General features: G+C 72.9%; 22 protein-coding genes. 11 read left to right on the top strand and 11 right to left on the bottom strand.

From position 1 onward, the window contains the following. The first annotated feature begins 36 nt into the window (after nt 1-36). The 9 genes from EV378_RS10615 to EV378_RS10655 are packed head-to-tail and all read left to right on the top strand — an operon-like array spanning nt 37 to nt 9,153. Nucleotides 37-1,602, top strand: a complete 1,566-nt coding sequence (locus EV378_RS10615; RefSeq protein WP_132423338.1) for a long-chain-fatty-acid--CoA ligase — start codon at nt 37-39, stop codon at nt 1,600-1,602. 25 nt (nt 1,603-1,627) lie between these two features. After that, the gene (gene paaA / locus EV378_RS10620) at nt 1,628-2,581 is read left to right on the top strand and encodes a 1,2-phenylacetyl-CoA epoxidase subunit PaaA (RefSeq protein ID WP_132423341.1); all 954 of its coding nucleotides are present in this window, start codon (nt 1,628-1,630) and stop codon (nt 2,579-2,581) included. Beyond that, nucleotides 2,578-2,880 carry a 1,2-phenylacetyl-CoA epoxidase subunit PaaB gene (gene paaB, locus EV378_RS10625; protein WP_132423344.1) on the top strand — a complete coding sequence of 101 codons (303 nt, stop codon included), beginning with the start codon at nt 2,578-2,580 and terminating at the stop codon, nt 2,878-2,880. The genes paaA and paaB overlap by 4 nt, the downstream gene beginning before the upstream one ends. Beyond that, a complete protein-coding gene (gene paaC, locus EV378_RS10630; protein WP_132423347.1) occupies nt 2,877-3,644 on the top strand; it encodes a 1,2-phenylacetyl-CoA epoxidase subunit PaaC in 768 nt (255 codons plus the stop codon). The genes paaB and paaC overlap by 4 nt, the downstream gene beginning before the upstream one ends. Further along, nucleotides 3,638-4,123: a 1,2-phenylacetyl-CoA epoxidase subunit PaaD gene (gene paaD / locus EV378_RS10635; RefSeq protein ID WP_132423350.1), complete on the top strand. Its 486-nt coding sequence runs from the start codon at nt 3,638-3,640 to the stop codon at nt 4,121-4,123. Before paaC ends, paaD begins: the two co-directional genes overlap by 7 nt. Before the next feature lie 17 nt (nt 4,124-4,140). Next, complete coding sequence (locus tag EV378_RS10640; protein WP_132423353.1) at nt 4,141-5,235, top strand: ferredoxin--NADP reductase; 1,095 nt, start codon at nt 4,141-4,143, stop codon at nt 5,233-5,235. A 29-nt stretch (nt 5,236-5,264) separates the two neighbouring features. Continuing rightward, nucleotides 5,265-5,885, top strand: coding sequence for a TetR/AcrR family transcriptional regulator (locus tag EV378_RS10645; protein WP_165922235.1), 621 nt, complete (start codon nt 5,265-5,267; stop codon nt 5,883-5,885). Continuing rightward, nucleotides 5,882-7,660 carry an acyclic terpene utilization AtuA family protein gene (locus EV378_RS10650; RefSeq protein ID WP_132423359.1) on the top strand — a complete coding sequence of 593 codons (1,779 nt, stop codon included), beginning with the start codon at nt 5,882-5,884 and terminating at the stop codon, nt 7,658-7,660. Before EV378_RS10645 ends, EV378_RS10650 begins: the two co-directional genes overlap by 4 nt. Further along, nucleotides 7,657-9,153, top strand: coding sequence for a CoA transferase (locus EV378_RS10655; protein ID WP_132423362.1), 1,497 nt, complete (start codon nt 7,657-7,659; stop codon nt 9,151-9,153). Before EV378_RS10650 ends, EV378_RS10655 begins: the two co-directional genes overlap by 4 nt. Before the next feature lie 51 nt (nt 9,154-9,204). Here EV378_RS10655 and EV378_RS10660 read toward each other — a convergent pair whose 3' ends face one another. Beyond that, nucleotides 9,205-9,693, bottom strand: a complete 489-nt coding sequence (locus EV378_RS10660) for a GreA/GreB family elongation factor (RefSeq protein WP_132423364.1) — start codon at nt 9,691-9,693, stop codon at nt 9,205-9,207. A 403-nt stretch (nt 9,694-10,096) separates the two neighbouring features. Here EV378_RS10660 and EV378_RS10665 point away from each other — a divergent pair, with 403 nt between their 5' ends. Continuing rightward, the gene (locus EV378_RS10665) at nt 10,097-11,437 is read left to right on the top strand and encodes an NAD(P)/FAD-dependent oxidoreductase (RefSeq protein WP_341540440.1); all 1,341 of its coding nucleotides are present in this window, start codon (nt 10,097-10,099) and stop codon (nt 11,435-11,437) included. After that, on the top strand, nt 11,434-12,798 hold the full coding sequence (locus tag EV378_RS10670; protein WP_165922236.1) for an amidase: 1,365 nt from the start codon (nt 11,434-11,436) through the stop codon (nt 12,796-12,798). Before EV378_RS10665 ends, EV378_RS10670 begins: the two co-directional genes overlap by 4 nt. On the opposite strand, the gene gdhA is transcribed toward EV378_RS10670, so the two are convergent. From gdhA to EV378_RS10720, 10 genes are all read right to left on the bottom strand, one after another. Then, the gene (gene gdhA / locus EV378_RS10675) at nt 12,753-14,090 is read right to left on the bottom strand and encodes an NADP-specific glutamate dehydrogenase (protein ID WP_132427709.1); all 1,338 of its coding nucleotides are present in this window, start codon (nt 14,088-14,090) and stop codon (nt 12,753-12,755) included. The genes EV378_RS10670 and gdhA overlap by 46 nt on opposite strands. A 149-nt stretch (nt 14,091-14,239) precedes the next feature. Further along, nucleotides 14,240-15,475 carry a PucR family transcriptional regulator gene (locus tag EV378_RS10680; RefSeq protein WP_243653378.1) on the bottom strand — a complete coding sequence of 412 codons (1,236 nt, stop codon included), beginning with the start codon at nt 15,473-15,475 and terminating at the stop codon, nt 14,240-14,242. A gap of 134 nt (nt 15,476-15,609) precedes the next feature. Then, a complete protein-coding gene (locus tag EV378_RS10685) occupies nt 15,610-16,545 on the bottom strand; it encodes an RNA polymerase sigma-70 factor (protein ID WP_132423373.1) in 936 nt (311 codons plus the stop codon). Continuing rightward, nucleotides 16,542-17,750 (bottom strand): NAD(P)/FAD-dependent oxidoreductase, encoded by a 1,209-nt coding sequence (locus EV378_RS10690; RefSeq protein ID WP_132423376.1) that lies wholly within the window; start codon nt 17,748-17,750, stop codon nt 16,542-16,544. The genes EV378_RS10685 and EV378_RS10690 overlap by 4 nt, the downstream gene beginning before the upstream one ends. A 253-nt stretch (nt 17,751-18,003) precedes the next feature. Continuing rightward, nucleotides 18,004-19,026, bottom strand: coding sequence for an aldo/keto reductase (locus EV378_RS10695; protein WP_132423379.1), 1,023 nt, complete (start codon nt 19,024-19,026; stop codon nt 18,004-18,006). Beyond that, entirely contained in the window at nt 19,023-20,276 is a 1,254-nt protein-coding gene (locus EV378_RS10700) for an SfnB family sulfur acquisition oxidoreductase (RefSeq protein ID WP_132423382.1), read from the bottom strand. Before EV378_RS10700 ends, EV378_RS10695 begins: the two co-directional genes overlap by 4 nt. After that, nucleotides 20,273-21,622, bottom strand: coding sequence for an NtaA/DmoA family FMN-dependent monooxygenase (locus EV378_RS10705; protein WP_132423385.1), 1,350 nt, complete (start codon nt 21,620-21,622; stop codon nt 20,273-20,275). Before EV378_RS10705 ends, EV378_RS10700 begins: the two co-directional genes overlap by 4 nt. Then, nucleotides 21,619-22,671, bottom strand: coding sequence for an ABC transporter substrate-binding protein (locus tag EV378_RS10710; RefSeq protein WP_132423388.1), 1,053 nt, complete (start codon nt 22,669-22,671; stop codon nt 21,619-21,621). Before EV378_RS10710 ends, EV378_RS10705 begins: the two co-directional genes overlap by 4 nt. 32 nt (nt 22,672-22,703) lie before the next feature. Continuing rightward, nucleotides 22,704-23,471: an ABC transporter ATP-binding protein gene (locus EV378_RS10715; protein WP_132423391.1), complete on the bottom strand. Its 768-nt coding sequence runs from the start codon at nt 23,469-23,471 to the stop codon at nt 22,704-22,706. Further along, on the bottom strand, nt 23,455-24,336 hold the full coding sequence (locus EV378_RS10720; protein ID WP_132423394.1) for an ABC transporter permease: 882 nt from the start codon (nt 24,334-24,336) through the stop codon (nt 23,455-23,457). Before EV378_RS10720 ends, EV378_RS10715 begins: the two co-directional genes overlap by 17 nt. Nucleotides 24,337-24,352 lie beyond the last annotated feature (16 nt).

Consider the following 24,352-nt stretch of genomic DNA (forward strand, 5'->3'; position numbering starts at 1 on the left):
TAGATCGTTAGTTTTTAGGGACCGGAGGCCGAGACGATGGCGTTCAGCTTGCGCGCACTGATCGAGGACCGCGGCCGTCACGACCCGGACGGTGTCGCGATCGTCGAGGGTGACAGCGTGCTCACATGGTCGCTTCTGCATGAGAGGGCGAAGCAGACGGCCGCCGCCCTCCACCGGGACGGGGCCCGCCCCGGGGCGCGTGTGGTGTACCTGGGGAAGAACAGCGCCTGGTTCTTCCCCTACCTGTTCGGCTGCGCCATGGCGGGTGCGGTCGCGACACCGGTGAACTGGCGTCTCGCCGTCCGCGAGCTCGTCGAGATCGTCGACGACACCGAGGCGACCGTGCTCCTCGTCGACCACGAGCTCCGATCGGTGGTCGAGCAGGTGGAGGTGGCGGCACGGCGCCCGCTGACCGTCGTCGACCTCGGTGGAGGCCACGGGCACTGGCCCGGGATCGAGGACTGGTGGGGTGCGGCGGACGAGCCCGGCCCGCAGGTCGTGGCGGACGACGCGGGTGACGACATCGCCCTGCAGCTCTACACGAGCGGGACCACCGGGCGCCCCAAGGGCGCGATGTTCGCGGGCCGGACCAACCTGCGGGTGCTGGCGCAGGACATCGCGCCGCGCTGGGGACTGGGCCCCGGCGAGACCAGCATGCTCTCGATGCCCCTGTTCCACATGGGTGGTGTGGCGTGGGCGATCGCCGGCCTGGCGCAGGGCGCTCGCGGCGTGGTGGTCCGCGACTTCGTCCCCGCCGAGGTGCTGGACACGATGGAGCGCGAGCAGGTGACCACCGCGTTCTTCGTTCCCGCGATGCTGAACGCACTGGTGGCCCAGCCGGGGGCGGACGCGCGCAGCCTGGGGTTGCGGCGGGTGACCTACTCGGGAGCGCCGATCAGCACGTCGGCCCTCGTCGCGGCGATGAAGACCTTCCGGTGCGACTTCGTGCAGATCTACGGCCTCACCGAGGCGACCGGCGCGTTCGCCCAGCTCGAACCGGAGGACCACGACCCGTCCGGTCCGCACGCCCACCTCCTGCGCTCGGCCGGCAGGCCATACCCGTGGGTCGAGGTGCAGGTCGTCGACGCTCAGGGCACGACGTGCGGCGTCGACGAGATCGGCGAGATCTGGACCCGTTCGGAACAGAACACGGTCGGGTACTGGCGCCGGCCGGCGGACTCGACCACGTCGATCACCGAGGACGGCTGGCTGCGGACCGGCGACCTCGGCCGTCTCGATGCCGAGGGCCGCATCTTCCTGGTCGACCGGGCGAAAGACCTGATCATCAGCGGCGGGGAGAACGTGTACCCGGCCGAGGTCGAGAACGAGCTCGCAGCCCACCCCGACGTCGCCGAGGTCGCGGTGATCGGTGTACCGCACGAGCGGTGGGGCGAGACGGTCAAGGCCGTCGTGGTCCCCCGGGCCGGGGCCGAGCCCGACGCGGCGGACCTCGTCGCCTTCGCCCGTACCCGCCTGGCGGCGTTCAAGTGTCCGACCACGGTGGATCTGGTCGAGGAGCTGCCGCGTACGGCGACCGGGAAGGTCGTCAAGGGCGAGCTGCGCGAGCCGTACTGGCGGGGTCACGACCGCCGCATCAACTGACCGAACTGCGCACGGAGGGACCACCATGACCGTTCTCGACGAACACCCCGTCGACCCCGTCGAGGAGGAGTTCCTGGCGATCATCGACGCCGGGGAACGGGCCGAACCCACGGACCCGCTGCTGCCCGGCTACCGCCGCCACCTCGTCCGCCAGATCTGCCAGCACGCCCACGGCGAGGTCGTCGGCATGCAGCCCGAGGCGAACTGGCTCACCCGCGCCCCCACGCTGCGGCGCAAGGCCGTGCTGCTGGCGAAGATCCAGGACGAGGCGGGCCACGGGCTCTACCTCTACAGCGTGGCCGAGGCGCTGGGGGCCGTGCGCGAGGAGTTCCTCGCCGAGCTGCGCGACGGGCGGCAGAAGTACTCCTCCATCGTCAACTACCCCACCCTGAACTGGGCGGACGTGATGACCGAGGGCTGGCTGGTCGACGGCGTCGTGCTCGCCATGCAGGTCCCGCTGCAGCGCTGCTCCTACGGCCCGTACGCCAGGGCGATGGTGCGGATCTGCAAGGAGGAGAGCTTCCACCAGCGCCAGGGCTTCCAGGGGATGCTGGAGATGGCCCGCGGTACCGAGGAGCAGCGCAGGATGGCGCAGGACGCCCTCGACCGCTTCTGGTACCCGGTGCTCACCGTGCCCGGCCCGCCGGACTCGGACTCCCCGCACCTCGGCAACGCCACCCGCTGGGGCATCAAGAGCGTGACCAACGACGACGTGCGGCAGCGGTTCGTCGACTCCGTCGTGCCCCAGGCGGAGTTCCTCGGCCTGCGGGTCCCGGACGACGACCTGCGCTGGAACGCCGAGCGCGGGCACTACGACTTCACCCGGCCGGACTGGGCGGAGTGGCAACGCGTCGTCGCCGGGCACGGCCCCTGCAACCGGAGCCGGCTCGACACGATCGTGCAGGCCCACGAGGACGGTGCCTGGGTCCGCGAGGCCGCCCTCGCCCACGCCGCGAAGCGTCGGGAGGCCGCGGCATGAGCGACCCGGCCACCACCGACCGGTTCGGGGACTCCTACGAGGTGTTCGTCCGCAGCCACCGCGGTGTCGAGCACGTGCACTGCGGCACGGTGCGAGCGGCGGATCCCGATCTCGCGCTGCAGCGGGCCAGGGACCTGTTCACCCGGCGCAGCGAGGGCGTGAGCATCTGGCTCGTCCCCTCCTCCGCCGTGATCGCCTCCGCACCGGCGGACCGCCCGGAGCTGTTCGACCCGGCGGGGCACCACCCGTACCGCTCGGCGGCGTACTACCCGGTCCCGGCTGGGGTGACGGGGCTGTGACGGTCCACCCTACCGACGACCCGATCACCACCGTCGCGCTGCGGCAGGCCGACCGGACCGTGGTGCTGGCGCAGCGGCTGGTCTCGTGGATCACCCACACCCACGAGCTCGAGGAGGAGATCGCGCTCGCCAACATCGGCGTCGACCTGCTCGGGCAGGCCCGCGCTCTGTACTCGGCGGTCGCCGAACGCGAGGGGACCGGACTCACCGAGGACGACTACGCCTACCACCGCGACGACTGGCAGTTCCGCAACCCGCTGCTCGTGGAGCAGGCGAACGGCGACTTCGCGCACACGATGGTCCGCCAGTTCCTGCACGACGCGTACGCCACGGAGCTGTGGAACGGCCTGCTCACGAGCACGGACGAGAGGCTCGCCGCGATCGCGGGGAAGGCGGTCAAGGAGACCGCCTACCACCTGCGGCACTCCGGTACGTGGGTGGTGCGCCTCGGCGACGGCACCCCGGAGAGCCACGACCGCGCCCAGGACGCGCTGGACCGGCTGTGGCGGTTCACCGGCGAGCTGTTCGAGTCCGACGACGTGGTCGCCGGTCTCGTCGCCACCGGTGTGGTCCCGGATCCGGAGGACCTGCGGCGGCGCTGGGACGCGACCGTGGACCGGGTGCTCGGGCAGGCGACCCTCGTCCCGCCCGCGGACGTCGTGATGGCGACCGGCGGCTGGTCCGGCCACCACGGCGAGGCGCTGAGCAGGCTGCTCGGCGAGATGCAGGTCCTGCAGCGCACCCACCCCGGAGCGAGTTGGTGAGCGCGCCCGTCGACGCGGTCCGGCGTGCGGTGCACGAGGTGCCGGACCCCGAGCTCCCGTTCCTGACGATCGGCGACCTGGGCATCGTCCGTGACGTCCGACTACCGGAAACCTCGGACGGCACGGTCGAGATCGACATCACCCCGACCTACACCGGCTGCCCCGCCACCGAGGCGATCGCCGACGCGGTCGCCGACGCGGTCCGGGCCGTCGGCCACGCGCACGTCCGTGTCCGGTCCGTGCTCGCACCGGCCTGGAGCACCGACTGGATCTCCGACACCGGCCGGGACAAGCTGCGCGAGGCCGGCATCTCACCGCCGGGACCGGCAGGCACCGTCGGGCTCGGCCTTCCGCCCGCCTGCCCGCGCTGCGGCTCCGCGCTCACCCGCGAGCTCAGCTTCTTCGGCAGCACCGCCTGCCAGGCCCGCTACGTCTGCGGCGCGTGCCTCGAACCGTTCGACCACGTCAAACCCCTCTGAGCCGGGAGGCGAACCCGATGTCCACGACCCTCTCGCCGTCGCCCACCCGCCGCGCGCTGGTGTTCCACCCGCTGACCGTCGCCCGCGTCGTCCGGGAGACCCCGGACAGCGTCGCCCTGACCTTCGACGTCCCGCCCGAGCTCGCCGAGGAGTTCACCTTCCGGCCCGGCCAGCACCTCACACTGCGACACGGCACGGAGGACGACGAGGTCCGCCGCAGCTACTCGCTGTGCAGCACGCCCGGCGGCCCGCTGCGGATCGGCGTCCGCAAGGTCGACGACGGCCGGGTCTCCACCTGGCTGGCCGACGAGATCACCGCCGGGGACGAGATCGAGCTGCTGCCGCCGCTGGGCTCGTTCGTGGTCCCGCCCTCGACCGGGACGTCCCGCAGACTGTCGTTCGTCGCCGCGGGCAGCGGGATCACGCCGGTGCTGGCGATGGTCTCCGCGGTACTCGCCGAGGATCCCGACGCCACGGTGACGCTGCTGGTGCTGAACCGCACCATGGCTGACGCGATGTTCGTCGAGGAGCTGCAGGAGCTCAAGAGCACCCACCTCGACCGGCTGCAGCTGACGTTCTGCTGCACCCGCGAGCAGCGCGCTTCCGACCCGCTCGGCCGTCGGCCGACCGGCGAGGACCTCCGGCGGCTGCGTGACCTCGGCGTCCTCGCCGACGCGGACCACTGGTTCCTGTGCGGCCCGCACGGCCTGCTCGACGAGCTGACGGCCGTGCTGACCACGACCGGCGTGCCGGACGACCGCATCCACCACGAGCTGTTCACCACCGGCCGCGAGGCCGTGCGCAGGGCGGCCGCCACCGCCGGGCCCGCCGCCGCGTCCACCCGGGCGACGGTGACCTTTCTCGGCCGCTCGACGGCGGTGCCGGTCCCCCACGGCGCCACCCTGCTCGACGCCGCCCGCGCGGTCCGCCGCGACCTCCCGTACTCCTGCGAGGCGGGGGTCTGCTCCACCTGCCGGGCGCTCGTCCGCGAGGGCGAGGTCGAGAGCCCGGACTGCCCTGGGCTGACGAGCGAGGAGCGGGACAAGGGCTTCGTCCTGGCCTGCCAGGCCACGGCGGCCGCGGACTCCGTGGAACTCGACTTCGACATCTGAGCCGGGAGGAGTGGGCGAGAATGCGGACCATGTCTGCAGCGCAGCCCGGTCCGACCAAGGGAGACCGCACCCGGCGACGGCTCCTCGACGCCGCCGCAGCCCACCTCGCACGGCACGGTCAGGCCGGGGTCAGCCTGAGTGGCATCGCGGCCGAGGCCGGGCTCAAGACCGGCAGCGTCTACTTCCACTTCGGCTCGAAGGACGAGTTGATCGCGACCGTGCTCGAGGAGGGGCTGCGCGAGTCGTTGCGTCACCTCGACACCGCGCTGACCCCGCTGTCCGGCGCGGATCCCGGGACCCGCCTGTGGGCGGCGGTGCGGGCTCATCTCGACGCCCTCGTCGAGCTCAGCGAGTACGCGGCGGTCGTGCTCACCATGGCCGAGCCGGAGTCCGGGGTGGCGCTGGCCGCCTACCGCTCGCTCAAGCAGCACTACGGCGGCCAGTGGACCGAGCTGGTGGACGACGCCCAGCAGGCCGGGGTGATCGCCACCGGCGTCGAGCCACGCCTGGTCCGCGACCTGCTCTTCGGCGCCATGAACGCCGTGGCCGACGGGAGCGGACGCCCGGGACGGTCCGCCGAGGACTGCACCGCCGCCATCAGGGCGCTGCTCGCCGGCCCGACCCCCCACCCCGACCGAGGAGACCCATGACGACCCGCCCCGTTCGCGTGGCGAACTGTTCCGGCTGGCTGCACGATCGCGTGTCCGGTCTGCGCGACGCGCTCGCGGGCCCGGTCGACGTCGTCACCGGCGACTACCTGGCAGAGCCGACGCTGCGCCAGCTCGCCCGCGAGCGCGGCCGCGATCCCGGGCTGGGCTACGCGCGCAGCTTCCTCGCCCAGTTCCGGGATGCCGTGGACCTGGTCGTGGCGGCCGGGACCAAGGTCGTCGTGGACGCGGGCGGGCTCAACCCCGCCGGCCTGGCCGACGAGGTGCGCAAGGCCGGGCTCGACGCCGGTCACCGCCTCTCGGTCGCGCACGTCGAGGGCGACGACCTGCTCGCCCGGCTCGACGCCCTGCAGGCCGACGGCGAGCCGCTGAGCCACCTGGACACCGGCGCGCCGCTGCGCAGCTGGGGACTCACCCCGCGCACCGCGAACGCCTACCTGGGCGCCTTCGGGATCACCGCCGCGCTGAACGCGGGAGCGGACGTGGTGATCTGCCCCCGGGTGACCGACGCGTCGCTCACCGTCGGTGCCGCCGCGTGGTGGCACGGCTGGCGACCGGACGATCTCGACGCGCTGGCCGGAGCCGTCGTCGCCGGTCACGTCATCGAATGCGGACCGCAGGCGACCGGCGGCAACTTCTCCGGGTTCACCACTCTGGCGGACCCCCGCAGACCCGGCTACCCGATCGCCGAGATCGCCGCCGACGGCAGCGCGGTCATCACCAAGCACGACGGCACCGGCGGCACGGTCAGCACCGACACCGTCACCGCCCAGCTGGTCTACGAGATCCAGGGACCGGTCTACCTCAACCCGGACGTCGCGGTGCACCTCGACACCGTGCGCCTGGCCCAGGTCGGCCCGGACCGGGTCGAGGTCCGCGGAGCGACCGGGACCCCGCCACCCCCCACGACCAAGCTCGCCCTCACCGCAGAGGGCGGGTTCGAGACCTCGGTGTCCGCCTATCTCACCGGGCTGGACGTCGACGCCAAGTACGCACTGCTGCGCGACCACATCGAGGACCTCGCCGGGTCCCTCCCGCTGACCCGGGTCCGGCTGGACCGGATCGGCGTCCCTGCCGAGGACCCGCCCGACCAGTGGGCGGCGGCCCAGCAGGTAGTGATCACGGCCCAGGCACCCGACCGCGACGCGGTCGGGCTCTCGGCGTTCGTGCAGCCCGTCGTCTCCCAGATCCTCGAGACCTACCCCGGCTTCTACGTGAGCCCGGTCCGCGCGGCCCAGCAGATCGAGGCCTACTGGCCCGCGGTCGTACCGGTCAGCGCGATCGAGCACGCCGTGGTCCTCGAGGACGGCAGCCGCCTCGTGATCCCCCCGGCCCCGCTCACCGAACCGTTCACCGGCCAGCCACCCGCTCCGGAACCCTGCGGCACCGACCCCGTGGGCGACACGGTGCGGATCCCGCTCGGGCGGGTCACCCACGCGCGCAGCGGCGACAAGGGACCCAACTCCAACGTCGGGTTCTGGTGCGACGAGCGGACGTGGCCATGGCTGCGGTCGGCCCTGACCACCGACCTCCTGCGCCGCCTCCACCCCGACGCCGGCGGTCTGCGGATCGAGCGGCACGAGCTGCCCGCGCTGCGCGTGGTGCACTTCGTGCTGCGTGGCGCGCTGGACGAGGGCGCGGGCACCAACGGCAGGCCGGACGGCGCCGGCAAGGCGGTCGCCGAGTTCCTGCGCGCCCGCCACGTCGACGTCCCCGTCGAGCTCGTCCCCGCCGAGTACCGGGCCGCCACCCGATGAGCGCGCTGACGGACCGGCTGCACGAGGTCACGGGCAGGCGGGAGACGACGGCGGACGTCGACGCGCACTCCGTGCTGGCCGACGTGCTGGGCGGGGTCGGGACGCCCGCCGACGCGGCCGGCGGCACGGTCACGTTCACCGGCGCCGATCCCGTCGTACCGAGCACCCTGCGCCTGGGCACCGCGGCCGGGGTCGGCCTCGCGGCGAAGTCGGTGGCGATGGCGGCGCTGTGGCGGCACCGGACCGGCCAGACGCAGGACGTGGCGATGGACCTGCGCGTCGCCCCGCACCGGCTGTGCCCCTTCTACGACAGGAAGTGGGAACTGCTGGGCGGATACCCCCCGACGTCGACGGCCGAGCCGCACCCCGCCATGGCGTTCAGCTTCTACCGCACCGCCGACGACCGGTGGGTGCTACCGCAGAACATGTACCCCGGGCTCCGCCGGCACGCCCTGAGCCTGCTCGGCAGCCCGGACACCAAGGAGGCGGTCGGCGCGGCCATCGGCCGGTGGCGGGCCGCCGAGCTGGAGCAGGCCGCCGCGGAGGCAGGCGTCGTGTTCCCGATGCTGCGCACCCTGCCCGAGTTCCTCGCCGAGCAGCAGTACCGGGAGCACCTGGCGGACCTGCCGCTGATCGAGGTCGAGCGGATCGGCGACAGCGCGCCCGAGCCCTTCACCCCCGCTCCCACCGACCCCCTCGACGGGATCCGCGCGCTCGGCATGGGCAAGGTCATCGCGGGGGCGGGGATCGGGCGCACCCTCGCTCTGCACGGCGCCGACGTGCTGAACATCTGGCGCCCCACCGAGCAGGAGCACGAGAACGTCTACTACTCGGCCAACGTCGGGGTCCGCTCCACGCTGCTCGATCCCGACACCCCGGACGGGCGCGCACGGCTCGAGAACCTGCTCCACGGCGCGGACGTCTTCTACCACAACCGGCGCCCACGCCTGATCGACCGGCTCGGGCTCGGCCCCGAGCAGGTCGCAGCCCTGCGTCCGGGCATCGTGCACGTCACCGCCTCCCTGCACGGCCTCACCGGCCCCTGGTCGGACCGGCCCGGGTTCGACCAGACCGCGGGCACGGTCACCGGGATGATGCTGCTCGAGGGCGACCGGGACCGGCCGCGACTCCCACCGATCCTGGTCGTGAACGACTACCTGGTGCCGTGGCTCGCGAGCGTCGGGGTCGCCAGGGCCCTGCAGCGCAGGGCCGAGCACGGGGGCAGCTACCGGGTGCACGTCTCCCTCACCCGGACCGCCCTGTGGATCCTCGGCCTGGGCATCCTCGACAAGCAGTGGGCGCGGGCGACGGCGGGTGCCACCGAGCGACACCGCTACCCCGACCCGGAGACCTTCCGGGCCGAGACACCCTGCGGCGACTACCAGGGCGTCACCGACCAGGTGTGGATGAGCCGCACCCCCGGCCGCTACCGCACGCTCCTCGTCCCCCGCGGTTCCTGCCGGCCGGAGTGGCGTGCCGACCGTGCGGGCTGAGTGACGGGTCGCCCGCCCCCCGCCGTCGGACACCCCGCGTCCCGGTCCGGATCAGGCCTCGGGCCGGTAGGGCACCGCACGGATCACCGTGACCTCCATCGGCTGGCCGTCTGGCAGGACGTAACGCACCCGCTCCCCCTGTCGTCGCCCGGGCAGGGCCATCCCGAGGGGTGAGTCCGGCGAGCAGATCACCAGGCCCGCCGGGTAGGCACCCTCCTCGTGGTGGGCGAGGAGGACGGTCTCGGTCTCCTGGTCGTCCTCGTAGCGGATCGTGAGGACCATGCCCGGCTCGGCCACCCCGTCGTCGGGAGGATCCTGCCCCACCACCGGGTTCTGCAGCAGTTCCTGCAGTTTGCGGATTCGGCTCTCCCGTTCCCGGCGAAAGGTCAGCAGCTGCTGTTCGGTGTTCTGGTCGGCGCGGTCGCCGACGAACTGCTCTGCCATGTCCGGCTCCTCGGAGCGCTGGCGCAGCAATTGCGCGAGCTCGATTGTCAGCCGCTCGTAGGCGCTCCGAGCCAGCCAGACCGGCGTTTCGGTCATCGTCTCACTCCTCGGTTTCGGGGAATCGGTTCTCCGCGCGTCCGGCAGGACACCGCCGCCGTACGGCGCGTACGCGAACGAGCACGGCCCGGGCCGACGGGGCCGCGCTCGGCTGCAGGATCAGCTGTACCACAGCACGACCGACGGGCGGCAGGATTGCCGACCTCCGGCAAACAGGGCCGTGCCGACGTTGCAGGGGCGCGCCCTGCACAGGACGCGCCGTCCCGGGGCATCCTGTGCGTCAGGTCCGCCGCACCGCCGCGACCACCTCGTGTCGATCGTCCGCAAGAATGCGGGCCACTTCCCGGTTTCCGTCACTTGTCGGTCCCTCCCCACATTCGTTTACGGACACCGCTTCCGGTCGGCGCGCCACCACTAGCGAGAAGAACGAGAGCCCGTGAACGTGACAGGCCAGGACGACGCGAAGAGACACTTTCCGGAAAACAGCGCTCCCGGGCGCGACGACAGGTTCCGGCCGTCCGCCGGAGACGTCGCCCGACAACGCCGGGGCCCGCAACGCGTCGCGGTCGTCGGCGCCGGGATGGTCGGGCTGTCCACCGCGTGGTTCCTGCGGGAGCGCGGGGTCGACGTCGAGGTGGTCGAGCGCGAGCACGTGGCGGCCGGATCGTCGTGGGGCAACGCCGGATGGCTCGCCCCGGCACTGACCACGCCCCTGCCCGAGCCGGCCGTACTGCGCTACGGGCTGCGCGCCGTGCTGGACCCCGGTTCACCGGTCTACGTGCCGATCAGCCTGCGCGCGAACCTGTGGCGCTTCCTCGTCGGTTTCGCCCGGCACTGCACGACCCGCCGGTGGCGGAGCGCAATGGGCACGTTCCAGGGGGTCAACCGGCAGGCCCTTGACGCCTTCGACGAGCTCACCGCGGGCGGTGTCACGGCACCCACCCACGTGGCGGACCCGTTCCTGGTGTGCTTCACCGACAGCAGCGAACGGGAGCACCTTCTCGAGGAGCTCGCCGAGCTCGAACGGCTCGGGCAGAAGACCGGGTTCGACCTGCTCACCGGGGAACGGGCCCGGGAGCACGCCCCGATCCTCACCGAGCACGTCGGGGCCGCGGTGGCCCTGCACGGGCAACGGTTCATCCATCCCCCGCAGTACCTGACCGCGCTCGCCGAGTCGGTCCGCGAGCGGGGAGGGGGGCTCACCGAGGGCCGGAAGGTCCACGACGTCCGTGACGACGGCCGCGGGGTCCTCGTGCGCTCGGACGGGGGCGAGCACCGCTACGACGCCGTCGTGCTCGCCACCGGAGCGTGGCTGCCCGAGCTCGCCCGCCCGTTCGGGGTGCGCGTCCCGGTCCAGGCCGGCCGCGGTTACAGCTTCACCGTGCCCGCGCGCCACCTCCCGGACGGGCCGATCTATCTGCCCGTGCAGCGCGTCGCGTGCACGCCCCTCGGCGACCGGCTGCGGATCGCCGGGATGATGGAGTTCCGGGACGCCGACGAGCCCCTCGACCACCGGCGGGTCCGGGCGATCGTGAACGCCGTGCGCCCGTTCCTGCGGGACGTCGACCTGGACGACCGGCACGACGAGTGGGTGGGCTCCCGCCCGTGCACCCCGGACGGGTTGCCGCTGGTCGGCCCCACGAGCTCGCCTCGCGTGTTCGCCGCTGGCGGGCACGGCATGTGGGGCATCGTCCTCGGTCCCCTCACCGGCCGGCTCCTCGCCGACGCCGTCGTGGGCGGCGAGGCGCCGTCGGGGCTGCACCCCTTCCGCCCGGTGCGGTGAGCGTGCCCGCGCCGGACGATCTGACGGCGCTGCGGGCGGCATTCGCCACCGGCGAGCTGACCCCGGCCCAGCACGTCGGCACGGTCCTGGAGCGGCTCCGGCGCGATCGGCACAACGTGGTGATCGCCCTCGACGAGGCGCGGGCCTCGGCCGACGCCGAGACCCTCGGTACCGAGCTCCGCAGACACGGCCCGCGCGGTCCGCTGCACGGCGTGGCGGTCGGGGTGAAGGACCTCGTCGACGTCGCGGGGCTGCCGACGCGCGCCGGCTCTGCCGTCCGGGCCGACGCCTCCCCCGCCGGCACCGACGCCGCGGTCGTGGCCCGGCTGCGCCGGGCGGGTGCGGTCGTGGTCGGCAAGCTGCACACGCACGAGTTCGGGCTCGGGCCGACCGGCGACGTCGCGGTCACCGGAGCCGCCCGCAACCCGCACGACCCCGGTCGCATCACCGGCGGATCGTCGTCCGGACCGGCCTGCGCCGTCGCCGCGGGCCATCTCCCGCTCGCCGTCGGCACCGACACCGGCGGCAGCGTCCGGATCCCTGCCGCACTCTGTGGCGTCCTGGGCCTCAAACCGGCTCGGGGAACGCTGCCGACCCGCGGTGTGCTCGCCGTCGCGCCGTCGCTCGACCACGTCGGTCTGTTGGCCGCGGACCCGTCGGCCGCCCTCGCCGGCTGGGAGGCGCTCGTCGGGGCCTCCACGCGGCCTCCTGCCGGGCCGCCGCGGCCGTTGCGCGTCGGGCTGCCGCGTGACGAGTACTGGACGCAGACCGAGCCGGTCGTCTCCGACGCCGTGGCCCGTGCCGCGTCGGCGCTCGAGGCGGCGGGATGCCGGGTCACGACCGTCGCCACGCCGCTGGTCCGGCAGCTCGCGGAGACCTACATGCCGATCCTCGCGGTCGAGGCCCACGCCGTCCACGCGGACACGGTGGCCGAGCGGGGCAGGGACTACCAGACCCCCACCGCGGTCGACCTGGGTTCCTTCGCCGAGTACGGCGTACACGACCACGAGCGGGCCCGGCGAACGGCGCGACGGCTGACCGCACGGCTGACCGCGCAGCTCGCCGACGTCGACGTGCTGCTGACGCCGACGACACGCGTCCGGGCCACACCGCTGAACCGGGCGCTCGCGACCGTGGGGGACGCCCGCACCACGGTCGCCGCGGCCCTGCTGGACCTCACGCTGCCGTTCAACCTGCTCGGATGGCCGGCGCTCTCGGTCCCCGCCCCCGGCGACGGGCTCCCGGTCGGGCTGCAGCTGGTGTCCACCGGCGGTGACGAGCACGTCCTGCTGGACCTCGCCCGCATCCTGTGGCCTCAGATGAGACCCAGCGCGAGCATTGCCTCGGCCACCCGGGCGTAGCCGGCGATGTTCGCGCCCGCGACGTAGTTGCCGGGCGACCCGTACTCCTCCGCCGTGCGATGGCACCGGGCGTGGATGTCGATCATGATGTCGCGCAGCCGGGCCTCGGAGTGCTCGAAGGTCCAGGAGTCGCGGGACGCGTTCTGCTGCATCTCCAGTGCGGAGGCCGCCACTCCGCCCGCGTTGGCCGCCTTGCCGGGGCCGAACGCCACCCCGGCCTCGTGCAGCACGCGGACCGCCTCGGGGGTCGTGGGCATGTTCGCGCCCTCCCCCACGGCCAGACAGCCGTTGCGGACCAGCGCGCGGGCACCGTCGGCGTCGAGCTCGTTCTGGGTGGCCGAGGGCAGTGCGACCTGGCAGGGGACGTCCCAGATCGACCCGCCCTCGACGAGGGTGGCACCCGAGGCCTTCTCGGCGTAGGCGGCGATCCGCTCCCGACGGACCTCCTTGACCTCCTTGAGCAGGTCCAGGTCGACGCCGTCCGGGTGGTGCACGTACCCGTCGGAGTCCGAGCAGGCGACGACCCGTCCACCCATCTCGTGGACCTTCTCGATGGTGTAGATCGCGACGTTGCCCGAGCCGGACACGACGACGTCCTTGCCCTCGAACGACTCGCCGCGCACCCGGAGCATCTCCTGCACGAAGAACGCGCTGCCGTACCCGGTGGCCTCGCGGCGCACCTGCGCGCCGCCGTAGATCAGGCCCTTGCCGGTGAGCACACCGGACTCGTAGCGGTTGGTGATGCGCTTGTACTGGCCGAACAGGTAGCCGAGCTCGCGCCCGCCCACACCCATGTCACCGGCCGGTACGTCGGTGTGCTCGCCGATGTGGCGGTAGAGCTCGAGCATGAAGCTCTGACAGAACCGCATGATCTCTCGATCCGAGCGGCCGCGCGGATCGAAGTCCGAGCCACCCTTGCCGCCGCCGATCGGCAGGCCGGTCAGCGCGTTCTTGAACACCTGCTCGAAGCCGAGGAACTTCACCGTCCCCAGCAACACGGACGGGTGGAACCGCAGGCCGCCCTTGAACGGGCCGAGGACGCTGTTGAACTCCACCCTGAACCCGCGGTTGATGTGGATGCCGCCGTCGTCGTCCTCCCACGGCACCCGGAAGATGACCTGGCGCTCCGGCTCGCAGATCCGTTCGACGATCTTCGCCTGGGCATACTCCGGATGCTTGTCCACCGCCGGTCCGATGCTCTCCAGCACCTCGCGGACCGCCTGGTGGAACTCCGTCTCACCGGGGTTGCGGGACAGCACCCGTTCGTAGATCGGCCGCAGCGTCTCGTGCATGAAATCCATACCCTCCAGGGTTCGTCCACCGCGAGTACGCGGCTCCGGCATCCTGACCTGTTGCGTGATCGACAGCGTGCACCGGGGGTGGTCACGCGCCGGGCCTGCGACGTCGTCGCGGCCGGCCGGGGCCTCCCCGCAGCCGGTGGTCAGCGCGGAAGGGTCAGGTCGTGCGCCGGCCAGCCGAGCAGCCGGGCCCCGAGCACGGCGGCCTGGATGGTGAACCGCTGCGTCGGGTCGGTGGGGTCGTATCCGGTGAGTGATCTGACCCGGTCGAGGCGGTAGGTGACAGCCCGTACGGACAGGTGCAGCCGGCGCGCGGTCTCGGTGGTCACAGCGCCGACGGCGAAGTACGTGTCCAGCGTGGTCAGCAGCGGTTCCGCGCCGCCGCGAGCCTGGACGAGGTGTCCGAGCACCGAGTGGACGAGGTCGGTGATGGCGGGCTGGTCGCGCAGCAGGACACGGTAGATGAGCAGCTGCTCGGCGTGGATCACCGGCGTTTCCAGATCCAGCCGGACGGCCATGGTCAGGCCCTCGCGGGCTTCCTCGTAGGAGCGTGGGATCCCGTAGGAACCGGTGTAGGGCCTGCCGACGGTGACCCGCCAGGACCGTCCCCGCAGGGAACGGCTGAGCTCGGTGTGGATGAAGTCACCGAGCCTGGTGGCCGCGGCGGACGGGCCGGGTGGTGGTGCGACCGGGTCGGCGGGGGCGACGACGACGATCCAGCCGTCCTTCGTCGCCACCAGCACGTCGCGGTCCCCGACCCGGTGCACGATCGCCTGTTCCAGGTCGCTGACGGCCGTCTCGGTGCCGTCGAGTGCGCCGGTGGGGGCCGCCAGTGCGACCTGGTGGGGGCGGGCCATGTCCAGGCCGAAGGGCTCGGCGCGTTCGACGAGGCGACCGACGTCGGCGTCGCCGCGCAGCAGGTCGTCGATGAACTCGCGGCGCTGGGTCTCCTCCCAGCGCGCCATCTGCCTGCGGGCGTCGGTGTAGCCCTCGGCCAGGCTCGCGACGGCGGCGTCGACCACGTAGAGGACGGCTTCGGTGGCGCCGCGCACGGCCGCGCTGTCGCGGGACCGGATCCTCGTCGGGAGCTCTCCCCACAGCAGTCGGGCCGCGCAGAGGTAGAGCTGGACGGCGCTGCCTGCGGTCACCCCCAGCTCGGCGGCCCGTCGCCCGAGCAGCGCCACCGCGTCCAGTTCGGAGGTGTGTGGCTTGCGTCCGGTGATGGCCGCGTCGGCGAGCAGGGTCAGGTAGTCGCCGAGGAGCTCGACCGAGACCCCGGCCTCTCGGCCGGCGGCGTGGGCGACCTCGGTCAGCCACGTGTCGTCCGCCAGGCCGTCGCCGGATGGTGCGGACGGGGATGGTTCGTGTCGGGGGGTCACGGCCGCCACCTCTCCGCCGGTCAGGATCATGGTCGTCACGGTCCGTCCGCGACGTGATGACCACGATGCAGGGACCCGGCCCGCCGGGCGTACGGGGGGGGGTCGACCACCGTGGGCCTCGACCCGGAGGTGGCTCATGGTGTCGCCTCCGGTGGGGTGATCGGTGTCGCGGTCCGCAGGCGGTCCAGGTCGGCGGTGGGGCCGAGGTGTCCGAGCTTGGCGGGGTTGACCACCGAGCGGATCGCCTGGACGCGACCGTCGACGATGTCCAGGCTCAGAACCGCGACCAGCAGGCCTTCGGTGGTCTGCAGTCGGAGGCCGGGTTGTCCGTTGACGGCGACCGGGTCGAAACGGAGGCCGGCTCCGCGACGGTGGAACGACAGCAGCAGCCGGGCCACGGCCGGGCGGCCGTGCACCGGCCTGGTGATCGCGATGCCGGGCGGGACGTTGCCGCCCCCGTCGCCGGTGAAGACGGCGTCGGCGGTGAGCAGGTCGGTGAGCTCGTCGAGGTCACCGGTCCGGCAGGCGGTGAGGAAGCGCGTGGTGACTTGTTCTCGCTGCTTGTCGTCGACCTCGAAGCGCGGCCGGCCGGCCTCGACGTGGCGGCGCGCCCGGGTCACCAGTTGTCGGCAGGCGGTCGGGGTGCGCTCCAGCATCTCGGCCACACTCGGGTAGTCGTAGCCGAACACCTCGCGCAACAGGAAGGCGGCCCGTTCCGCCGGACTCAGGGTCTCCAGCAGCACGAGGAACGCCATCGATATGGAGTCGGCCGTCTCGGCGGCGCCATCCGGGGTCGCCGGCGCCGGTACGTCGAGCAGCGGCTCGGGTAGCCAGGTGCCGACGTAGTGCTCGCGGCGCACCCGCGCCGAGCGCAGCTGGTTGAGGCTCAGGCGGGTGGCGATGGTGGTGGCGTAGGCCTCCCAGCACCGGATCTCCTCGGCGTGGGACCGGTGCAGGCGCACCAGGGTCTCTTGGACGATGTCCTCGGCTTCGCTGACACTGCCCACCATCCGGTAGGCCACCGCGAACGCGACAGGCCGCAGCGCCTCGAGGTCGGGCGCCGTCGTCACCGCGCGGCCGCCGCGAGATGACGGCGGGGGGCCACATACGGCCCGGGCCAGGCGAACAGGAGCAGAGCACCCCGCAGGGTGGCGTTCTTGTAGAGCATCGCGACCCGCCCGGTGAGGATCCGGTCGCGCGGCGTCTCGTCGGCGTGCAGGAACTGCACCAGCCCGCGCCGGCGTCCGAGACTGATGCACTCGTGGACATAGCGGTAGCGCATCGACCCGGCAGGTGGGCGGCCGGTCAGCACCGCGGCGACCACGTCAGCGACCTTCGGCCCGGTGGCGCCGCCCGTACGACACCCCATGGCCAGCTCGGAGCCCCAGGAGCCGGAGATCGCGGCAGCATCACCGATGGCATACACCTCAGGATGCGAGCGTGACCTCATCGAGCCGTCCACGACGGCACGCCCGCCGGAGGTGACCTCGAGGCCGGCCCGGGTGGCCAGATCGGGCACGCTGAACCCACCGGCCCAGACACAGATGTCGGCCGCCGCCCTCTCGCCGTCCTCCAGGATCATGTGATCGTTCTCCACCGAGGCCACTCGGGTACCGGCCCGCACCGTGATCCCCAGCTGGCCCATGACCCGATCCAGATAGCGTTGTGCCGGTAGCGAGAGCCAGCCGCCGGGCCGGTCGGCGCTCACCAGAGCGACCCGGAGATCGGGATGGGACTCGGCGATCTCGGCGGCCACCTCGATTCCGGTGAGCCCGCCACCGCACACGACCACCCGCGACCCGCCGGCGGCCTTCAGCCGCTTCGCGAGCCGGTCGGCAGCGGCCACGTCGTTGAGGACGTGGGCGTGCTCGAGGACGCCGGGGACCTGGTCAGGGTCGATCTGGCTGCCGAGCGCATAGATCAGTGTGTCGTATCCGAGTCGCCGGGTGGTGCCGTCGGCTCGTGCCAGCACCGTGCGAGCGCCGAGGTCGAGGTCGGTCACGGTCCCGACGACCAGCCGGACCCCGGTCCCCGCCAGGAGAGCGCCCAGTTCGACGGCGGGGATCGGTTGGCCGGTCGCGACCTGGTGCAGTCGTGGTCGCTCCACGAACGCAGCGGAGGCGTTCACCAGCGTCACCTCGACCTCGTCGGTGAAGACGCGGGCGGCCAGGCGTTTCGCCGCCAGGAGCCCCGCGTATCCGGCGCCGAGCACGACGACCCGGTGCCGGGGTCGGACCCGATCCGGCCTGGCGGCGCCTTGATGCTGTGTGGTCATACCCCATCGACACACGACGCCGACCCGCTGTGACATGACCCCCGTCGCTCGTGCACGGGCCGCGGACGAACGCACCCAACGACGATCACGTCGACGACGCACGATGTGCAGCACGGTTCAACAGCGAAACGCCGACTTCGACATCGAGGTGTGGGGTGGACTTGAGGCAGGCCCTGTCACACCCTCCCCGAAGGTGCGGCAGCTGCCTGGGCTGGCCGAAGACCGGGCGACGCAGCAGCGCCCGACAGCAGCGTCACCGCCCCTTCCGGATCGCAGCGACCTCCGACGGCGGTGCCTCGGTCCCGATGGTCTCCGGCCGGTACGCGCGCTCGCCTGCCACCCGGTCGGCAAGTCCGTCCAGCCTGCCGAGCTGCTCGGGACTCAGCACGACCGCGACGCCGCCCACGTTCTCCCGCACGAACTCCGGGTGCCGGGTCCCCGGGATCGGGACGACGTCCTCGCCGCGGGCCAGCACCCAGGCCAGCGCGACCTGCGACGGCCGCACCCCGAGCTCTCCCGCGACGGTCGCCACCTCGTCGGCGAGGGCGCGGTTCGTCGCGAAGTTCGCCTCGGCGAAGCGGGGGTGTGCCTCCCGGTGGGTGTCCAGGTCGGCGCGCGAGCGCACCGTGCCGGTCAGCCACGCCCTCCCGAGCGGCGAGTACGGGACCAGCGCGATGCCGAGCTCGCGGGTGACGGGCACGATCGTGGCCTCGATGTCCCGGCTGAACAGCGACCACTCGCTCTGGACGGCAGCGAGGGGATGCACGGCGTGCGCCCGCCGGATGGTCTGCGGGCCCGCTTCGGAGAGTCCGATGTGGCCGACCGTGCCCGCCTGGACGAGTTCCTTCAGCGCTCCGACGGTGTCCTCGATCGGCACCGTGGGGTCCACGCGGTGCAGGTAGTAGAGGTCCACGTGGTCGACGCCGAGCCTGCGCAGCGAGGCCTCGATCGCGCGCCGCACGTACTCCGGCCTGCCGTCGATCCGGTGGTCCGGGTTCATGGCCCGGTCGAGGGGGTTGCCGAACTTGGTGGCGATCACGACCCGGTCCCGGCGCCCCCGCACGACCCGGCCGAGCAGGATCTCGCTGTGCTCGGGCCCGTAGACGTCGGCGGTGTCGACGAACGTGACGCCCGCGTCGAGCGCGGCGTCCACCACGGCCCTCGCCTGCCGTTCCTCCTCGGGCCCCGACCCGGTCCGGAAGCTCATGAAACCGAGGCCGACGGCCGAGACCCACGGCCCGTCCGTTCCCAGCCGCCGCCGCCCGATGTCGGTCATCTCGCGTCTCCTGTCCGGCCACGGGGCGGCCACGGGGTGTACGGGTGCCCGAGCGTCCACTGGTCGGCCAGCAGCCCGTTGAGCTCGTAGTTGCCGACGGCGTGGTACTTCCACCGCACCCCGTCGTGCAGCGTGTGGGTCCGCGCGTTGCGCCAGTGCCGGTCGAGGCCGTGCACCTGAAGGGTCGACTGGGTGCCCGCGAGCTCGAACAGCCGGTTCGACGTGTCCAGGGCGACGGTCGTCGTGAGGATCTTGGCCTCGGCCACTGCGACGTGTGCACCGGCGGCGTCGTCGGGGTCGTCGGTGGCGCGGGCGCGGTCCACCGCACGCGCCGCCCGCTCCAGCAGCGCCTCGGCCGCGTGGAAGGCCACGGTCAGCTCACCGACGTCCCGCACGGCGATCGGGTCCTCGGTCGCGTGGGCCACGCCGCTCCCCCGTGCCGCGTGGGCGGTGGTGCGGAGGAACACGAGGGTGTCGTCCAGTGCCGCCCTGGCGATCCCGAGGTCGACGGCCGCGTGGTAGATCTGCGACACCGGGCTCACCGACGTGGGCGTCGGGTCGCCGCGCCGGGTCGCCGCGACGTGCAGCGCGTCCACCAGCACGCCGTCCAGCAGCACGGTGCCGCTGGCCGTGGTCCGCTGGCCGAACCCGGACCAGTCGTCGACCACGGTGAGCCCCGGTGCGTCCCGCGGGACGAACGCCGAGTGGTGCACGCCGTCCGCGTCGGTGGCCGAGACCGGGACCCAGTGGGCGAACAGCGCGCCCGTCGAGTAGACCTTGCGCCCGTCGAGCCGGTACCGGTCGCCGTCGCGCCGGATCCGCGTCCGGTGCTCCGTCGGCGCGAGGTCGCCCGGCTCGGCCGAGGCGTTGCCGAGCCGGTCGCCCCGCAGGATGCGGTCGTAGAAGAACGCCTTGCGGGCCTCGCCCCGCTCGACCCGCAGCCCCTCGATGCCGGCGAAGTGGTTCTGCGGAATCTGCCCGATCGACGGGTCGGCCGCGGACAGCAGGGCGACGATCCGGACGAGGCCGAGCGTGCTGATGCCGGCCCCGCCGTGCGCGCGCGGCACCGTCACCGCGAGCAGACCGGCGTCGGACAGCTCGTCCAGCTCGGCGGCGGGCAGGACCCGGTCCCGGTCCCGCTGCACGGCCTCGCGGGCGAACCGCTCCGCCAGCACGCTGGCGACCGCGACGGCCTCGTCCTCGGAGGCGATCCGGTGGGCCGTGCGGACCGGCTGTTCCGTTCCCGTCATGCCGGCGCCACCGCCCGGTCGCGCGGCGCGGTACCGAGCGGGACCGGGTCCGACGGCTCGGCGGGCAGCCCCAGGTTGCCGCGCAGGGTCCGGTGGGCGTACTCGCTGCGGAAGATCCCCCGCCTGCGCAGCTCGGGGACCACGTGCTCGACGACCCGCTCGAGCCCGTCCGGCAGCACGTCGATGTTGAGGTTGAAGCCGTCCGCGGCCCGCTCGGTGAACCACAGTTCGATGTCGTCGGCGATCTGCTCGGGGGTGCCCACCACCATCCGGTGCGCTCCCCCGTTGCGGTCGATCAGCTGCCGGATCGTCCAGCCCGACGCGACCGCGAACCGCACCGTCGCGTCGAGGAACCCCTGGGAGGAGCCGGACACCGCGCTGCCGGACGTGACCCGCGGGTCCAGCGGCCGGTCCAGCGGGATCTCCTCGACACCGACCCCGAGCTGGGCGGCCAGGCGGGCGTGCTCGCGGTCGTAGTCGTAGTGCTCGTTGAGGTCGGCCAGCCGGGCCAGCGCCTCGGCCTCGGTCGACCCGACGACCGGGAACAGCCCGGGCAGGACCACCACCGACCCGTCCGGCCGCCCGTGCGCGCGGGCGCGTGCGTTGATGTCCGCGTAGAACTCCGCGGCCTCGGGCAGGGTCGTCTGCGCGGTGAACACGACGTCCGCCCAGCGCCCGGCGAGCGTCCGTCCGCCCTCCGAGGAGCCCGCCTGCACCAGCACCGGGCGGCCCTGCGGCCCTCGCGGGACATTGAGCGCGCCGACCAGCGGGTAGCGGCCCTGCAACGCCACCGGATGCACGGCGCCGCCCCGGGCGAACGTCCCGGCCTCCTGGTCGGCGACCAGGGCGTCGGCGTCCCAGCTCGCCCACAGCGCGGCCGTGGCGGCCACGAACTCCTCGGCCTGGGCGTAACGCTGGTCGCGGTCGGGCAGCGCGCCGTGGCCGTAGGCGGCGGAGGCCGCAGGGTGCATGGTCGTGACGATGTTCCAGGCAATCCGGCCTCGGCTCACGTGGTCGAGGCTCGCGAACCGCCTGGCCAGCGCGTACGGGTGGTTGAACGTCGTGGAGGCCGTGCCGATCAGTCCGATGTGCTCGGTCACCGCCGCGACCGCGGACAGCACGATCGTCGGGTCAAGGGACTGCCACGGCTTGGTCGGGGTGGTCTCGGTCAGCGCCGGGTAGTCGGACAGGAAGATCGCGTCCAGGCGGGCCGCCTCCGCGACGCGGCCGATGTGCTGGAAGTAGCCGATGTCCAGGAACGACCGGGGGTCCGGCTGCTTGCGCCACGCCGCCGCGTGCTTGCCCGCGTCGGTGATGTTGACGTTGAGGTGGAGTTCGCGGGTCATGACGCCGGCACCGTCTGCGGGTCGATGATCGGGTTGAACACGACGGAGACGTCCCTCTTGTGCTTGACCCCACCCGCGGCGAACGCGGCGTCCGCGACGGCCTGCTGGCGCGCGACGAACGCGGGGTCGCCGATCTTGTAGAAGCGGGTCACCGCACCGTTGTCGAAGTTGATCTTCGCCAGCTCCGGGCTCTGCTTCAGCACGCTCTGGTAGACCCCGGTGACGGCGGCCTCGTTGTTCGGGTACCAGTCCCGGTAGAGCGAGCTGAAGCGGGAGAAGAAGTCCCTGATCGCCTCGACCTTCGCGGGGTCCTTGAGGACGTCGGCGCGGGTGATGAACCCGGCCCCGCCCTCGACGCCGAGGTCGACGTTGGTCGCCAGGCGAACCGCGTCCCCGGCGTCGACGGCCTGCTTGACCTGCGCGTACCCGCTGACGACGGCGTCCACCTTTCCGGCGACGAACGCGGCGGCCGCGGCCTGGTTGTCCGGCAGCTGGACCGGCTCGATGTCGTTCACGGTCAGGCCCGCGTCGGCGAGCACCTTCACGTACCCGGCGTAGATGTTGCCGCCGAAGTTGTAGGCGACCTTCTTGCCGCGCAGGCCGGCCAGCGAGGTGATCCCCGCCGACTTGCGGACGAACAACGACGGCGACGGGTTCGGCGCCTGCGGGGCGCTCACTCCCGCGATCGTGTAGACCCGGGGCTCGGTGGCCGACCAGTCCTCGTCGGCGTTGTCGGCCTCGAACGCCGCGGTGTTCTCACCGACCAGGCCCACGTCGGTGGCCCGCGAGTTGAGCGCCGCGATCTGCTGGGCCGGGCCGGAGATCACCGGGGTCTCCAGCGTGTACGGGAGGTCCTCGAACTTGCCGGAGGCCTTGAGCAGCTCCGGGTAGTCGGCGGTCTGGAAGCCGAACGTGAGGGTGACGTCGGAGAGGTCACCGGACGTCGCGGCGGGTGCGGCGCCCTGCAGCCCTGCGCTGCAGGCCGCGAGGAGCGCGCCGGTCAGGACGGTCGCGGCGGCGACGGTCGCCCGGCGGAGAAGGGTGGACACAGTGTTTCCTCGGTTCAGGGTTTCGGTGGGTCTCATCGGGTGGCCGTGGCGGCCTCGCGGCCGACGCCGAGCTTCTCCAGCAGCAGCGCGCGCAACTCCAGGAACCGGGGGTCACCGCGGCGGCGGGGCTCGTCCAGGTCGACGCGCACGTCGACGTCGATCTCCCCGTCGGCCAGCACCAGTACCCGGTCGGCGAGCAGGATCGCCTCGTCCACGTCGTGGGTCACGAGCAGGACCGCGGGCCGGTGCCGGGCGACGAGCTCGCCGACCAGCTCGTGCATCCGGATCCGGGTCAGCGCGTCCAGTGCGGCGAACGGCTCGTCGAGCAGCAGCAGCCCCGGCTCGGTTGCGAGCGCCCTGGCGAGGGCCACGCGCTGCGCCTCGCCACCGGACAGGGTCACCGGCCAGGCCTCGGCGTGCGAGGCGAGCCCGACCTCGGTCAGCGCCTGCTCGGCCGTGGCCCGCAGCCCCCGGGGGTTCCGCCCGCCGAGCACGACGTTGCGCCAGACGCGACGGGACGGCACCAGCCGGGGCTCCTGGAACACCACCGAGCGGGCGCGCGGGACGTGCACCTGCCCGCCGTCGGCGGTGTCCAGCCCGGCCAGGATCCGGAGCAGCGTCGTCTTGCCGGTGCCCGACGGGCCGAGCAGCGCGACGAAGTCCCCGGAGCGCAACTGCAGGTCGATCCCGTCGAGCACGGCACGGTCGCCGAACACCCGGCGGACGTCCCTCGCGTCCACGGCGAGCTCGGCGGCCCGCCCGGTGGCCGGCGGACGGTCGGGGTCAGCCGAGGGTGACACGGGGCCTCCACGGGAGCGCGAGGTGCTCCACCCACCGCATGACGACGTCCGCGACGATGCCGAGCAGTGCGTAGATCAGGATCCCGGCGATGACGATGTCCGGGCGCTGGTTCTGGTTGGCGTTGATCAGCACGTAGCCGATGCCCTCCCTGGCGTTGATCTGTTCGGCCAGCACCAGGGCGAGCAGCGAGATGCCCGTCGCGTAGCGAAGCCCGGTCAGTACGGACGGCAGTGCCGTGGGCAGCACGACCCGCGTGGAGAGCCGCCAGCCCCGCAGGCCGAACGTCAGCCCGGCCTCGACCAGCTTCTTGTCGACGCCGCGGACGCCGTGGTACGTGTTCAGGTAGACCGGGAACACGGTGGCCGCGGCGATCAGGATGATCTTGGGCTCCTCTCCGATCCCGAACCAGGTGACGAACAGCGGCACCACCGCGATGAACGGGATCGTCCGCAGCATCTGCATCGGCGCGTCGAAGATCTCCTCGCCGATGGCCCACAGGCCCGCGAACAGGCCGAGCACCAGCCCGATCGATACCCCGATCGCCAGCCCGACACCCGCGCGGTGCAGCGAGACCGGCAGCGCGGCCTGGATGTCTCCACCGGACCACAGCTCACCGAACGCGCCCAGGACGGTCTGCGGTGACGGCAGCACGTACTCGCTGATCAGCCCGGTGGCTCCGCTCAGCTGCCACACGGCGATCAGGGCTGCGGGGACCGCCACCCGGAGGATGCGTCCGCGCCAGGCGGACCATGTCCGGCTCCGCCGATGCAGGCCGCTCGGGCTGAGGTCGTCGAGCGGCGGCACCGCGCCCTCGTCGGTGGCGGCGGCGTCCGGATGCGACGAGAGCGCCGTGGGGGCAACCATGATCTGTTGTCCTCGG

This window comes from Pseudonocardia endophytica, from assembly GCF_004339565.1.
Lineage (GTDB): Bacteria > Actinomycetota > Actinomycetes > Mycobacteriales > Pseudonocardiaceae > Pseudonocardia > Pseudonocardia endophytica.

What these genes read in the sequence shown, in the direction of transcription:
- EV378_RS10655 (WP_132423362.1), top strand. Translation starts at nt 7,657, where the DNA reads ATGAGCGCGCTGACGGACCGGCTGCACGAGGTCACGGGCAGGCGGGAG.
- EV378_RS10660 (WP_132423364.1), bottom strand. Translation starts at nt 9,693, where the DNA reads ATGACCGAAACGCCGGTCTGGCTGGCTCGGAGCGCCTACGAGCGGCTG.
- EV378_RS10650 (WP_132423359.1), top strand. Translation starts at nt 5,882, where the DNA reads ATGACGACCCGCCCCGTTCGCGTGGCGAACTGTTCCGGCTGGCTGCAC.
- gdhA (WP_132427709.1), bottom strand. Translation starts at nt 14,090, where the DNA reads ATGCACGAGACGCTGCGGCCGATCTACGAACGGGTGCTGTCCCGCAAC.
- EV378_RS10705 (WP_132423385.1), bottom strand. Translation starts at nt 21,622, where the DNA reads ATGACCCGCGAACTCCACCTCAACGTCAACATCACCGACGCGGGCAAG.
- EV378_RS10645 (WP_165922235.1), top strand. Translation starts at nt 5,265, where the DNA reads ATGTCTGCAGCGCAGCCCGGTCCGACCAAGGGAGACCGCACCCGGCGA.
- paaA (WP_132423341.1), top strand. Translation starts at nt 1,628, where the DNA reads ATGACCGTTCTCGACGAACACCCCGTCGACCCCGTCGAGGAGGAGTTC.
- EV378_RS10640 (WP_132423353.1), top strand. Translation starts at nt 4,141, where the DNA reads ATGTCCACGACCCTCTCGCCGTCGCCCACCCGCCGCGCGCTGGTGTTC.
- EV378_RS10700 (WP_132423382.1), bottom strand. Translation starts at nt 20,276, where the DNA reads ATGACGGGAACGGAACAGCCGGTCCGCACGGCCCACCGGATCGCCTCC.
- paaB (WP_132423344.1), top strand. Translation starts at nt 2,578, where the DNA reads ATGAGCGACCCGGCCACCACCGACCGGTTCGGGGACTCCTACGAGGTG.
- EV378_RS10720 (WP_132423394.1), bottom strand. Translation starts at nt 24,336, where the DNA reads ATGGTTGCCCCCACGGCGCTCTCGTCGCATCCGGACGCCGCCGCCACC.
- EV378_RS10690 (WP_132423376.1), bottom strand. Translation starts at nt 17,750, where the DNA reads ATGACCACACAGCATCAAGGCGCCGCCAGGCCGGATCGGGTCCGACCC.
- EV378_RS10695 (WP_132423379.1), bottom strand. Translation starts at nt 19,026, where the DNA reads ATGACCGACATCGGGCGGCGGCGGCTGGGAACGGACGGGCCGTGGGTC.
- EV378_RS10615 (WP_132423338.1), top strand. Translation starts at nt 37, where the DNA reads ATGGCGTTCAGCTTGCGCGCACTGATCGAGGACCGCGGCCGTCACGAC.